At 44.3% G+C, this 14165-nt stretch carries 11 protein-coding genes; 8 read left to right on the top strand and 3 right to left on the bottom strand.

Annotated elements, in window-relative coordinates:
* Positions 1-171 precede the first annotated feature (171 nt).
* The 6 genes from AC1RM2_RS02720 (at position 172) to accC (ending at position 8072) form a co-directional block, all read left to right on the top strand.
* Entirely contained in the window at positions 172-1755 is a 1584-nt protein-coding gene (locus tag AC1RM2_RS02720; RefSeq protein WP_492983127.1) for a flavin monoamine oxidase family protein, read from the top strand.
* Between the two features lie 167 nt (positions 1756-1922).
* Positions 1923-3092 carry a pyridoxal phosphate-dependent aminotransferase gene (locus tag AC1RM2_RS02715; RefSeq protein WP_492983125.1) on the top strand — a complete coding sequence of 390 codons (1170 nt, stop codon included), beginning with the start codon at positions 1923-1925 and terminating at the stop codon, positions 3090-3092.
* A 110-nt stretch (positions 3093-3202) separates the two neighbouring features.
* Entirely contained in the window at positions 3203-4204 is a 1002-nt protein-coding gene (locus AC1RM2_RS02710; RefSeq protein WP_492983123.1) for a Hint domain-containing protein, read from the top strand.
* 214 nt (positions 4205-4418) lie between these two features.
* Entirely contained in the window at positions 4419-5258 is an 840-nt protein-coding gene (locus AC1RM2_RS02705) for an SDR family NAD(P)-dependent oxidoreductase (RefSeq protein ID WP_492983121.1), read from the top strand.
* 164 nt (positions 5259-5422) lie between these two features.
* Positions 5423-5959 (top strand): c-type cytochrome, encoded by a 537-nt coding sequence (locus tag AC1RM2_RS02700; RefSeq protein WP_492983119.1) that lies wholly within the window; start codon positions 5423-5425, stop codon positions 5957-5959.
* Positions 5960-6590: 631 nt separating this feature from the next.
* A complete protein-coding gene (gene accC, locus AC1RM2_RS02695) occupies positions 6591-8072 on the top strand; it encodes an acetyl-CoA carboxylase biotin carboxylase subunit (RefSeq protein WP_492983117.1) in 1482 nt (493 codons plus the stop codon).
* Here the strand turns inward: accC and AC1RM2_RS02690 are convergent, their stop codons facing one another.
* Positions 8073-8717, bottom strand: coding sequence for an HAD family hydrolase (locus AC1RM2_RS02690; RefSeq protein ID WP_492983115.1), 645 nt, complete (start codon positions 8715-8717; stop codon positions 8073-8075).
* Between the two features lie 85 nt (positions 8718-8802).
* Between AC1RM2_RS02690 and AC1RM2_RS02685 the strand changes: the two genes are divergently transcribed.
* Both AC1RM2_RS02685 and AC1RM2_RS02680 read left to right on the top strand, forming a co-directional pair.
* Complete coding sequence (locus tag AC1RM2_RS02685; RefSeq protein WP_492983113.1) at positions 8803-9273, top strand: hypothetical protein; 471 nt, start codon at positions 8803-8805, stop codon at positions 9271-9273.
* A 140-nt stretch (positions 9274-9413) separates the two neighbouring features.
* The gene (locus tag AC1RM2_RS02680) at positions 9414-11252 is read left to right on the top strand and encodes an ABC transporter ATP-binding protein (RefSeq protein ID WP_492983111.1); all 1839 of its coding nucleotides are present in this window, start codon (positions 9414-9416) and stop codon (positions 11250-11252) included.
* A 146-nt stretch (positions 11253-11398) separates the two neighbouring features.
* Here AC1RM2_RS02680 and AC1RM2_RS02675 read toward each other — a convergent pair whose 3' ends face one another.
* Together AC1RM2_RS02675 and lpdA are read right to left on the bottom strand one after the other, a co-directional pair.
* Positions 11399-12238 (bottom strand): MBL fold metallo-hydrolase, encoded by an 840-nt coding sequence (locus AC1RM2_RS02675; RefSeq protein ID WP_492983109.1) that lies wholly within the window; start codon positions 12236-12238, stop codon positions 11399-11401.
* Positions 12239-12437: 199 nt separating this feature from the next.
* Positions 12438-13829 carry a dihydrolipoyl dehydrogenase gene (lpdA, locus tag AC1RM2_RS02670; RefSeq protein WP_492983107.1) on the bottom strand — a complete coding sequence of 464 codons (1392 nt, stop codon included), beginning with the start codon at positions 13827-13829 and terminating at the stop codon, positions 12438-12440.
* Between the last annotated feature and the right edge of the window lie 336 nt (positions 13830-14165).

Genomic DNA, 14165 nt, shown 5'->3' with positions numbered 1-14165 from the left:
GTCGTTTCCAAAAGGAGCGACCTTTTTTATTGAACCGTTTTGTTTTTTAAATAATCCATACTAAGCCCGTAGATATTATCATAATTAAAAAATTATGGCATATCTTTTATTAAATCAATTAAAAAACTATCTTTAAGCCTTACATAATTGTAAAGCATAAAACTGATCTTATTGAAAACAATTACCCGCAGAGATTTTCTGGGTAAGGGTGCTATGCTGGCCGGTGGGGCTTATCCCGCTATGTTGGCACTGGGCATGCTAAAACCCGCTCCCGCGCACGCCTTTAATTTGGAGGGTGATGGCAAGGGCAAACACATTATTATATTAGGGGCGGGCCTTGCCGGCCTAACCTGCGCTTATGAGCTTAATAAATTGGGCTATCAATGCACCATACTGGAGGCCCGCCAGCGTACCGGTGGCCGTTGTTGGAGTATCCGTAACGGTGCAACTAACCAGGAGATTGACAAACCCGCCGTTACTGCCAAATTTGATGATGGCCTTTACTTTAACGCCGGCCCTTCGCGTATACCGCACAATCATGAGTTAACACTACATTACTGTAAAGAGTTGGGCGTACCCATACAGGTGTACAACAACGTTAATGAAGGCGCTTATTACTTTGCCGAAGGTAAAGGCTCGCTCTCCAATAAAAAAGTCCGTGTACGCGAAATTCATAACGATATTCGGGGTTATATGACCGAAATGCTGGCCAAAAGCATCGATCATGGCGGTTTGGATAGCGCCATGACCAAAGAGGACGGCGAAAAGATAATTGCCTACCTGCAAGCCGAAGGAGGCCTTGATATAGATAAGCTTTACAAGGCATCTGCCAGGAGGGGGTATACCGAGTCGCCAGGGGCTGGGGACAGGCCCGGCAAAATTGCCGAGCCGCATAAACTGGCCGATATCCTGCACTCGGGCCTCATGGATCCTGATTTTTACAACGTGGCCGAATATACCTATGAACTGCAGATGACCATGTTTCAGGCTGTTGGCGGGATGGATCAGATTGCCAAAGCCCTTGAAAAAAAGGTGGCCCCATCCGTAAAAATGGGTGCCGAAGTTACTTCGATCAATAACCTGGCCGAAGGGGTAAAGATCACTTATAAAGATGCCACAGGCGTTCATGAATTAACCGGCGATATGTGTATTTGCACTTTGCCGCTACCTGTTTTAAGCAACGTAAACAACAATTTCTCGGGCGATGTTAGCAGGGCTATCGATTATATCAGCTATATACAAACAGGTAAAATAGGCTTGCAGTTTAAACGCAGGTTTTGGGAAGAGGATGAGCATATTTATGGCGGTATTACCCACAGCAACAACGATTTAACACAAATTTTTTACCCATCTTATGATTATTTAGGAAAAAAGGGTATCTTGATTGGATATTACAATTTTAACGAAAAAGCCCAGAAAATCGGCGCTTTAGGTTACGCCGATCGTGAGAAGTTTGCGTTGGAAAAAGGCAGGCTTATCCACCCTCAATATGATAAGGAATTTGAAGGGTCTTTTTCAGTTAGCTGGCACAAAACAAAGTACAATTTAGGCGGATGGGCTGTTTACAGCACCGAAACACGCAAAACACAATACCCGGTACTATTAAAGCCCGATAAGCAGGTATACTTTGCCGGCGAACACCTAACCTATCTTAATGCATGGATGGCCGGCGCATTTGAATCGGCCCGTAGCACGGTTGCTGCCTTGCATGCCAGGGTAACCGAAGGAAGGGCTTCGTACCCGGCGGTAAAATAGGTTTTTGGAAATAGAATCAAGAGTTAAGATAGCTGTCGGGGAGTGGAAAATGTTTCGGGACTAAGATTGAATTGGTTAAAACTATAATAATACAAGATAAATAAATCTGTCATGCGTCAGGATCATCAGTCTTGATACTTGATACTAACTACTTGATACTTAAAAAAATGGCAAACTCACTTAACCGCAGAAACTGGATCAAGTCCAGCGCACTTATGGCCGGGGGACTGGCCTTCTTTTCGGGGACAATCAGTAAGCTGGCCGCTATGCCGGTTGCTAAGAAGCTGTCCCCGCTGGCTAAACGCTTTACCGATATGGATGCCATAGCAGATGCGCCACCGGTATTAAAAGCGCGTTTGCTGGCCAATGAAAACCCATTCGGCCCATCGCCCGCCGCAAAAAAAGCAATCCAGGAAGCTATCGACCTGGGTTACCAATACCCAATGCAATCAATGGGGATGCTTTATGATAAAATTGCCAGCTATGAGGGAATTTCGTCGGGTAATGTCCTGATGGAATCCGGCTCATCACCGCTATTGCTGGCTGCCGCCATGTATTACAGCAAGGGCGGAAAAAGTATCATCACCGGCGATCCATCTTATGACGATCTGCCATCGCATGCCGAAAGGTTGGAAGGCAAATGGGTTAAAGTACCCTTAACCGCCGATTACAAGCTTGATCTGGATGCCATGGAGGCTAAAATTGATGCCAATACAGGCCTGGTTTATATCTGTAACCCTAATAACCCAACGGCAACTATATTAGATACTGCAAAGCTGAAAGCATTTTGCGAACGGGTATCTAAAAAAGTAACTGTTTTTGTTGATGAAGCCTACATCGATTACCTGCCCGATCCTAAAGGTTCCTCGATGATAAGCACTATGAAAGCCGGCAGCAATATTATAGTTGCCCGCACATTCTCTAAACTATACGGGTTTGCCGGCCTGCGCTGCGGGTACATTGTGGCTCAGCCGGATACAATTAAGGCCTTATCTAATTACACCACAGGTTTCTCGCTGTCGGCAACAACAATTGCCGGTGCTATTGCCGGTTATCGCGAGGAGGCATTTTTGAAAGAAGCTTTAGAAAAAACGCTGGCATCAAAAGAGTATTTGTACTCGGTGTTGAAAAAGGAAGGCTACGAATATATCCCGTCATCGGCCAATTTTGTAATGTTCCCGCTAAAAATGGACAGCAAAAAATTTGTAAGCGAAATGATGAAACGCGGCGTGGGCGTACGCAGCTGGCAATTTAACGGTAAAGAGTGGTGTCGCGTAAGCATCGGCCGCATGGACGAAATGGAAGCATTTGCCGAGGCGTTTAAACAACTAAGTTAAAGCCCCACCCAAACCCTCCCCTAAAGGGAGAGGGCTTTACGAGTGTATTCGAAAATTATAAATTTAAAAAAATAAAGTCTCCCCTACCGGGGGAGATTTAGAGGGGGCTTATGCGTAAACTAACATTAACAATACTTTTAACCGGTTCTATTTATTTAAGCCGTGCACAAACAACAGCGGCGGTAAATCCTCGTCCGCTTACGATGGATGAGTACAACAAAGCGCAAACTTTTACCATTGCCGATCTGGATAAGGATACATATGTGAAATTTGAGAACGCCTACGTACTGGACAGGTATGAAAACCGGAAACCGTATTTTATCACCGGATCTGACGGGCTGAAAAAACGTGTAGACCTTTATAAGCTGATAGCTAAGGAAGGCATGCAGGAAATTGGGCTGATGGTGTTTTATACCAACGAAAAAGGCAAATTATATAAAGCCCTGGTGCCCGATTTTACTGCCGATGGCAAAGTATGGGAGAAGTACTTTTTAGATATTGACAATATTAACAAGGTTGAAACCAATTTTATTCTGAAGCTATCGTATGTATTGTCAAAAGAAGTAAGTTTTCAGCAATATAAAGTGCTGAACGGCGGCAAGGATATGAAGGAAGAATCGGCTACTTACGGTAACGATATTTGTTTCCCTGGCGATGAGATGGTAACCATGGCAAATGGAGGCAAAAAAATGCTGAGCACTATTAAAAGCGGCGATGAAGTTATTACCATTGACCCGGCTACCAATAAAAGCTCGGTAGTTAAGGTAAAGGAGTTAACAACCCATGAAGCAAAAAATTACGCATTAACACGCCTGGTGCTTGTTGCCGCTGATGTTAAAAACACCAGGGCGGGCTGGTTGATAAAACTGAATACCAAAGTATTGCAGGCCACGCCAAACCACCCGATGCTTACCAAACAAGGCAACCAGAAAATGGGCGAGATTACTACCGGCCAAGAAGTGCTTTGCCTTAACGAGCAAACCGGAAAATACGAAGCTTTTACCGTACTTCAAAAAACGGAAAATGGCGGCGGTATCCAAAAAGTTTACAACATAGTAGCCGATGGCGGTAGTACTTTGTTGATGAACGGCGTTATGGTAATGCAGAAATAGACCCTCCCCAAACCCTCCCCCAATGTCATTAAGTTAAGAAAAACAGAAGTGAAAAATAATATCGAACACTGAATTCCGAATATCCAACACCGAAATTTTTCCTTCATTATTCGAAATTGGATATTCGGTGTTCGATATTAAGTCAACCTTAATTCCTTAACAAAAAACCTCTATCTTGCCAGTCAAAAAGCTCCCCCTTTAGGGGGCTGGGGGAATGGCAATAAAAACAACCGTTATTACAGGTGCCACATCAGGCATCGGGAAAGAAACCGCACTTTCATTGGCCCGGCAGGGGCATTCGCTTTACTTGCTGGTGCGCAACACACAAAAAGGCGAGGAATTCAAAGCCTATTTAATTAACGAAACCGGAAACAAGGAGGTACACGTTATTAAATGCGACCTGGCCGATTTACAAACCGTGCGCGATGCCGCCGCCGAATTATCCGGCAAGTTATTTGCCATTAACACGCTCATTAACAATGCAGGTGGTATTTTTGCAGAACGCGTGCTAAGTAAAGATGGTTTTGAATTAACCTTCACCGTCAATCACCTCGGGCATTTTTTGTTAACTAACCTGTTGATGCCGCTGCTGCAAAAAGGGCAGGCACGTATTATCAACGTTAGCTCAGAAGCGCACAAGCGCGGTACTCCGCAGTTTGATGATTTGCAGTGCGGGAGGTCATACAACGCCTGGAAGGTTTATGGGATGAATAAACTGTTCAATATTTATTTTACGCAATCGCTGGCGTCAAAATTTGCAAATAAAGGTATTCTCGCTTTTTCATTGCACCCCGGTGTAGTCAATACCCATTTTTGGGATGATTTTAAAGGGCTGGGCAAACTGATGACCACCCTGATCCGCCCGTTTATGATCAGTGCGCAGCAAGGCGCTGCAACTACCGTATTCCTGGCAACTGCGCCACGCCTTGATAAGTATAACGGAGGCTATTTTAAAAAGAAAAAAATTGCCAAAACATCGGCTATTGCCACAGATACCGCCGCCCGCGACAAACTTTGGGCTATCAGCGAGAAATTAAGCCCCCTAACCCCCTGAAGGGGGAACGAAGTTGCCCAGCTTAAAGCCATTTGCAAATCAAAAAGCACCCCCTTTAGGAGGCTGGGGGGGCATGTATCTAAAAAGTTACCAATTAATCGTCATTTTGAAGGTTGTAACATTCAAACTTAATATCTACATTAGATGACTTAAATATGACAATTATGCTGGTAAACAAAAAAATATTAGTTACCCTTGGTTTAATGTCGGTAGTGGTAGTAGGCGCCATGACATCGATGACGCCCAAAAAGGCCGATGAGCCAGGTTGGAAAAACCTGAAGGTATTGCCCAAAAACATCACCAAAGATCAACTTCATGGTGTTATGGAAGAGTGGGAGCACTCATTGGGTGTACATTGCAACTTTTGCCACGTACGTGATGAAGCTGCAAAACAGATGGATTGGGCAAGTGATGCCAAGCCAGAGAAGAAAATGGCCCGCGATATGTTCAAAATGATGAACAAAATCAACCAAAAATATTTTGATGCTAAAAAAGACTCATTAGGCTTAACGTTAAAGTCAGGTGTTAACTGCTACAGTTGTCACCGCGGCGCGGCGCATCCCGAAGTAACATTGCCGGCAGGCCGTGGCCCGGGCGGCCCCCCTCCAGGTGCTCCTGGTGTTGGTCCTGGTGGCCCGCCTCCGGGTGGTCAGCCTGGCCCACCGCCGGCAGGTACACCCGCGCCGGATAAAAAGGAATAATATAAAAAGGCCTGTGGTACTAACTACAGGCCTTTTTATATGGCCAAAGTGGAAAATAAATACATAATAAGCTAAAAATACCCTTTTTAAATGTTTTACTAAATGTTCATTATAAATTCATAATCTTTTGACTACATTGGGGCTTGAAAGTACCCCTTAATAAATAAACAATATGACAGCCGAATTAGATGCAAAAAGCGGCATTGATAACATCGCGAAAATAAAACCTGTAACGGCCCAAAAAGACTTGCGTTGCCGTGGATGCGGCAATGTTGGTTTATCCCGGATAAAAAGAGGCCCTTTGGTTAGAACGCTGTTTTTTTGGTTGCCGCTTAAACATTATGTTTGCTATCGTTGTAGCCGGAAAAGCTACAGAATTGATAGGTCTGGCAGATAACCGCGTATTGCCCGGTTAGAGTCTCTTCAATGCTTTTAAGTTAAAAACAAGTGAGGTCGGTTTAAATACCGGGCGCTGACCGTTTAGTGTCGAATAAACACAAAAGCCCCGGTTGTTGGATGTGAAAATTCATTATCTGATATTATTTATATCCAATGTTTTTCCGGGCTTAATAAGTATTATCAAACCTAAAAATTTCCGGCTGTTAACCGTTAAATCAGCTACATTTGTTTTATGCAAAAAATACTGGTAGCCAACCGGGGCGAAATAGCTTTAAGGGTAATGCGTTCGGCCCGCGAAATGGGTATTAAAACTGTCGCCGTTTATTCGGATGCAGATCGTAATGCATTGCACGTGCGGTATGCTGATGAAGCTGTTCATATTGGCGCTGCCCCATCTAATCAATCGTATCTTGTTGGCGAAAAGATTATAGCGGCCTGTATAAAAACCGGTGCCGAAGGCATACACCCTGGTTATGGTTTTTTGAGCGAGAATGCCGCTTTTGCAAAACTGGTGCGCCAGGCGGGCCTTATTTTGATAGGCCCATCGCCCGAAGCCATGGAGATTATGGGCAATAAGCTATCGGCCAAAGCAGCTGCGCTAAAATATAATATCCCTATGGTACCCGGTACCGAAGAAGCGATAACCGACGTAGCCGAGGCAAAAAAACGTGCAGTTGAAGTTGGCTTCCCTATATTAATAAAAGCAGCTGCAGGCGGCGGCGGTAAAGGCATGCGTATAGTTGACGGTCCCGGTGATTTTGAAGAACAAATGCAGTTAGCTGTATCAGAGGCTACTTCGGCCTTTGGCGATGGATCCGTATTTATCGAGCGCTATGTTTCGTCGCCAAGGCATATCGAGATTCAGATTCTGGGCGATACGCATGGCAATATTGTGCACCTGTTTGAGCGCGATTGCTCGGTGCAGCGCCGCCATCAAAAGGTGATTGAAGAAGCGCCTTCAAAAGTGCTTACTCCGGCCATAAGGGAGCAAATGGGCAAATGCGCGGTTGATGTAGCCCGGTCTGTAAATTACACTGGTGCCGGTACGGTGGAGTTTATTATGGATGACGCGCTCAACTTTTATTTCCTGGAGATGAATACACGTTTGCAGGTTGAGCACCCGGTTACAGAATTAATTACCGGGATTGACCTGGTGAAGGAGCAAATTAACATAGCCCGCGGCCTGCCTATCAGTTTTAAACAGGAGGATTTGCAAATACGCGGCCATGCCATGGAACTACGGGTTTATGCAGAAGATCCCGCCAATAATTTCCTGCCGGATATTGGCACCCTGCAAACCTATATAACGCCAAAGGGGCCGGGTGTACGGGTTGACGATGGTTTTGAACAGGGCATGGAAATTCCCATTTATTACGACCCGATGATAGCTAAACTGATAACTTATGGCAAGGACCGAGCCGAAGCCATAGAACGCATGATAAGGGCAATTGACGAATACCAGATAACCGGCATTACAACTACTTTGGGCTTTGGCAAATTTGTGATGCAGCACGAGGCTTTTACATCTGGCAATTTTGACACCCATTTTGTAAAAAAATACTTTAGCCCCGAGGATTTACAAACCGGGACTGAAGATGAAGCAAAGATTGCCGCAATATTGATGGAACAATTGCTCGGCAACAAGAAAGCCATTGTGGCGACTAATGTTATTGCCGAACCAAGTAATTGGGTAAAAAACCGGAGCCGGTTGTAGTTACAAAAGCTTGGTCAGTTCAGCAAAGCTATCCACCGTAGCCACCATGCCGTCGGGCACAACCCCGAAACCATAGCTTGCAAAAATGAATGGTAAACCTGCTTTTGTTGCCGATGTGTAATCGCCCATGGTATCGCCTACGTAAACAGGTGCCTGCAGGCGATGATCGTTTACAATATCCTTAATATTATCTGCCTTGGGGGTGCCTTTGGTGCCAAAGCACTGGTGCGCCAGAAAATAAGGGTGCATGTTATTTAAATCCAGGAATACCTCAATATATCCATTTTGGCAGTTACTCACGATGTACAGCTTGTATTTTGTGCCCAGGTATTTCAGTGTTTCTTCCAGTTCAGGGTAAAGCTCACCACCTTTTTTATGCAATATTTCCAGTTCGCTTACAGCGCATAGGGCCTGCACTTCCTTACGCTGTTCATCGCTCAGGGTGGGGAATAGCTTATCAAATATGGCATCATAGGTCATGCCGGTAATTGATCTTACACGTTCAACTGTCATATCTTCGTTCAAATAATCAACCTGGTTAATGGCGTGTTGCCAGGCCAGCGCCACGTTTGCGGTGCTATCCCAAAGGGTGCCGTCCAAATCAAAAATTATACTGTCGAATTTGTTTTTTAGTGAAGTGCTCATGATGGCGGCAAAAATAGGAGTTTATTTATTGAAGCGGCAACGGGATTGCCCAGTAATTGATAATTTAGGCTGAAATTACTGGCAGATGATCTACTTCAAGAAAGTTTACTTCAACTACGATGACAGGGCTGTTATCGAAGCTGCATTACGCAAGGTTTCACTTAAGCGAGGGCGCGCGCTGGATTGGGAGTCAACGAAGTCAAACATCGGGTCAGATAAATATTTTCTGGGTCATGAAGGAAAAGAGGCTTTGAGTTTCACTCGCTTAAAAAGCTCGGTCGAAATTTTACCTAAAATTATAATCAGCCTGCCTAAAAATCCAACGGATACCTATTATAAATTTCGTTTAGCTTTGTTTCCTTTTATGCTATATTGTGTTACACTCCTGTTCCTGTTGGTAATGATAGTATCATTAATATCCGGGCGTTCGGACTTTGAAGGTTTTATGGGGGCAGCATTCTTTCCGGTCCTTTTTATCGGGCTGTTTTTTCTGGAGTTGAAACTAACGTCTATGATGATTAATAAAGCAATGGCAAAATATAAGATTATTGAATAGGAAGATTTTTGCTTTTTGTAAATAGTATTTAAAAAGAGGTTCATTTTGTCATCCACCCCTCACAAATGCTTGCGCTGTATGTCAATCCCTTACCAATTGATTATTTTTGTTTAAATACATTAAACAACGAAAGATTTATATTGAACACCAACCGCCCGCCCAAGAACACCATCGACAATAAAATAACCTTAAAAGAACGTTTCGACGCGTTGCGCAACCTGCCTGCTTTTTTTAAGCTGGTATGGCAAACCAACCGCTGGATGACTGTAGTTAACGCCCTGTTGCGTATTGCCCGTTCGGCCATGCCGCTTGGCTTACTATATGTGGGCAAGCTGATTATTGATAAGGTGGTTACCATAAGCCACAGCCAGGTAAAAGATATGACCCAGCTTTGGGAACTGGTTGGGCTGGAGTTTGCTTTGGCGATATTGACCGATGCATTAAGCCGCGCTATCACCCTAATGGATAGCCTGCTTGGCGATTTATTTAGCAACCATACATCTGTAAAAATTATGGCGCATGCTGCCACGCTTGATCTTGACCAGTTTGAAGATTCGGTTTTTTATGATAAACTGGAGCGTGCCCGCCAGCAAACCGTTGGCCGTACCATTTTACTATCGCAGGTAATGAGCCAGGTGCAGGATTTAATTACCATGGGCTTTTTGGCTGTAGGGCTCATGACATTTAATCCATGGCTTATTATATTGTTGCTGATAGCCATAATCCCGGCTTTTTTGGGCGAATCGTACTTTAACGACCGTAGCTACGCCCTTACCCGCGGCCAAACGCCCGAAAGGCGGGAACTGGATTATATCCGCTACCTGGGCGCAAGCGACGAGACCGCCAAGGAGGTAAAGATTTTTGATCTTTCGGGCTTTATCATTAACCGGTTTAAGCAGCTTTCGAATAAATTTTATGCCGATAATAAGCGGCTGGCCATCAACCGGTCATTATGGGGTACTTTTTTTGCCATGCTGGGCAGCCTGGGCTATTACGGCGCTTATGTAGTGATTATTATGCGCGCGGTACAAGGCAGTGTAACTATAGGCGAATTGGCTTTTCTTGCAGGCTCGTTCAGGCAGCTAAGGGCTTTGCTTGAGGGAATACTTACCCGATTTACAGCCGTATCGCAAGGTGCTATTTACCTGCGCGATTTTTTTGAATTTTTCGAGATCGAACCTAAAATTAAACTTTCGGTAAGTGGCCTGCCATTCCCTGAAACTATTCGGCATGGCTTTACTTTTGAGGATGTTGGGTTCAGGTACCTCAACTCCGAGAAATGGGCTAACAGGCACCTTAGTTTTACCCTGTACCCCGGCGAAAAGCTGGCGCTGGTAGGAGAGAACGGGGCCGGAAAAACCACCCTGGTTAAATTATTAGCCCGTTTATATGACCCCTCGGAAGGACGCATTTTATTAGATGGCATCGACCTGCGCGAATATGACCTGGCCGATTTGCGGCTTAACGTAGGTATTATCTTCCAGGATTATTTACGATACCAAATGAGTTTTGCACAAAACATAGCAGTGGGTAAAATAAGCGAACAGGATAACCGGCCACTGATAGAGCACTCGGCCCGCCAAAGCCTGGCCGATGTATTGGCTGCCAAACTACCCGGCGCGTATGACCAGCAGCTGGGCAAGCGCTTTGCCGATGGCGTTGAACTATCGGGCGGCGAATGGCAAAAGGTTGCCCTTGCCCGCGCCTACATGCGCGATGCTCAGCTGTTGATATTGGACGAGCCAACATCGGCCCTTGACGCCCGCGCCGAGTTTAATGTTTTTGAACGTTTTGCCGAGCTTACTAAAGGCCGGTCGGCGGTACTGATCTCGCACAGGTTTAGCACCGTGCGCATGGCCGACAGAATACTGGTACTGGAAAAAGGCGAACTTGTTGAAATTGGCAGCCACGAAGAGTTGCTCCTGAAAGGCGGCCGCTACGCCGAGTTGTTTGACTTGCAGGCGGCAGGGTATAGGTAGTTGTGAGTTTTGAGTAGTGAGTTGTGAGTTTTGAGTTTTGAGTTTTGAGTTGTGAGTTGTGAGTTGTGAGTTGTGAGTTGTGAGTTGTGAGTTGTGAGAAAATAGAAAAAGCCATCAAGTTAATCAAAATCCTCTGCCACGCGTATTTACAATTCACTCAATTTAAATGTATCCTTTACCCTGATACCTTTTTCTGTTTGTTGCAGTGTGCAGCACTCGTTTATCGGGTCGTGTTCAAAGTAAAGTACGTAATCCTGCTCCAGGGCCTCAGTAAGGAATAATTTTTTCTCTTTGAGGGTAGTGAGGGGGAACATATCATAAGCCATTACGTAGGGCAGCGGAAGGTGCCCCACTGAAGGCAGCAGATCGGCCATGTAAAGTATTTTTTTGCCTTTGTAGCTAATAAGCGGCAACATCATCGCTTCGGTATGGCCGGATACAAAACGGATATCAAATCCTTCGGCGAAGGTTATCCCGTCCTGTGCATCTATAAATTGCAGCTGGCCGCTTTCCTGTAGGGGTAATATATTCTCTTTTAAAAAAGAGGCTTTTTCCCGGTCGTTAGGGTTTATTGCCCAATCCCAATGTTTTGGGTTACTCCAGTATGTTGCATTTCTGAAGGTGGGCAGCAGCTTTTCGCCGTCGCGTACTACCGCACCACCTACGTGGTCAAAATGCAGGTGGGTTAAAAATACATCGGTAATATCGTCGCGGTGAAAACCAAGTGCAGCAAGCGAACTATCCAGCGTGGCATCACCATGTAAATAGTAATGGCTTAAAAACTTTTGGTACTGCTTATCGCCAATGCCGGTGTCTATCAATATTAAACGGCCTTCATCTTCAACCAGCAAACAACGCATGGCCCAGGTGCACAGATTGTTGCTATCGGCAGGGTTGGTTTTGTTCCAAATTGTTTTTGGTACCACCCCGAACATGGCGCCTCCATCTAATTTAAAAAAGCCGGTATTTATAGTGTGTAGTTTCATTTTAAGTCAAAATTCAAAAGTCAAAATTCAAAAAGGATTAGCAAAATTGAAATTCAAAGGTCAAAATTCAAAAAGCCTTTCTGACGTAATATTAAAGAAAAAATTAAAAGGCCGACAGTTTATGACTATCGACCTTTTAATTTTTATACGCCATGCCCTAAGGACAAGCATTTTTGACTTTTGAATTTTTACTTTTGACTTACAAGTGTATTACTTCGTCGTAAGCGGCGGCGGCAGCTTCCATTACAGCTTCGCTCATGGTTGGGTGCGGGTGAACCGATTTGATGATTTCATGACCGGTAGCTTCCAGCTTGCGGGCTGTAACTACTTCGGCAATCATTTCAGTAACGTTAAGGCCCAGCATGTGTGCGCCCAGGAATTCGCCGTATTTGGCATCAAATATCAGTTTTACAAAACCATCTTTAGCGCCGGCAGCACTTGCCTTACCCGATGCCGAGAATGGGAATTTACCCACTTTAATTTCGTAACCTGCTTCTTTAGCGGCTTTTTCGGTATAACCTACTGATGCAACTTCGGGCGAGCAATAAGTACAGCCCGGAATGTTGTTATAATCTAAAGGATGCGGATTTTGGCCTGCAATTTTTTCAACGCAGATAATACCCTCGGCAGATGCTACGTGGGCAAGGGCCTGGCCTTTTACAATGTCGCCAATGGCATAAACACCATCAATATTGGTTTTGTAATAATCATCAACCAAAACTTTGCCACGCTCGGTTTTCACACTAACTTCTTCCAGGCCGATGCCTTCAATGTTGGTAGATATACCTACGGCTGATAAAACGATTTCGGCTTCGATAACTTCGGTTCCTGTTGCCGTTTTTACATTTACCTTGCAAAGTTCGCCTGTGCTGTCAACAGATTCCACGTTGGCGCTGGTAAGTATGTTGATGCCTTGTTTTTTAAGAATACGCTGTAGGTTTCTTGAAATTTCTTCGTCCTCAAGCGGCACAATATTATCCAAATACTCAACAACGGTAACTTTGGTGCCTATTGAGTTATAAAAATAGGCAAACTCGATACCGATAGCGCCCGACCCTACCACAACCATTGACTTTGGCTGTTTTGGCAATATCATAGCCTGGCGGTAACCTATAACTTTAACGCCATCCTGTTTTATATTTGGTAACTCGCGGCTGCGGCCACCTGTTGCAAGAATGATGCTTGTGGCTGTAATTTGTTTAGTGCTGCCATCGTTTAATTTTACTTCAACAACGCCTTTTGATTTTAATTTACCAAAACCGTTAATTACTTCGATTTTGTTCTTTTTCATTAAAAACTGTACGCCTTTGCTCATGCCATCGGCTACGCCGCGGCTGCGTTTGATAACTGCGCCAAAATCAACCTCGCCTGTGCCGTTTATTTTGATACCATAATCCTGTGAGTGATTAAGGTATTCAAAAACCTGGGCGCTTTTTAATAAGGCTTTGGTTGGGATACAGCCCCAGTTAAGGCAAATGCCGCCCAATGATTCTTTTTCGATAATGGCAGTTTTTAAACCGAGCTGAGAAGCGCGGATAGCTGCTACGTAGCCACCCGGGCCCGACCCTATAACAATTAAATCGTAGTCCATATTTTTAATGATATACTTTGATAACTAAATTTTTGTTTTGAACGGATTTATAGCCGGATGTGTAATGAACGCAGGGGGCTACATTTTAAAGGCGCAAAGCTAAGTAAAAAGGGGCGAAATGAGAAAAGTGAACATTTGACCACGGCGATAAAAAAATATTTTTACAGGCGTATGTTTGGTAGTGGATTAAGTAACAAGATAATTACAAATATTACATTAAATCTACCTTTTTACTATGCATTTTATGTGATTTTATGACATTATGTTGAAAAATATATAAAGATTGTTAACATAAACTTAACATTGACAATGAGGGGATTAGTTATCTTTGTCGAC

This window comes from Mucilaginibacter sp. GW822-FHT03E02, from assembly GCF_058801545.1.
This window is presented reverse-complemented; position numbering and strand designations above follow the sequence as displayed.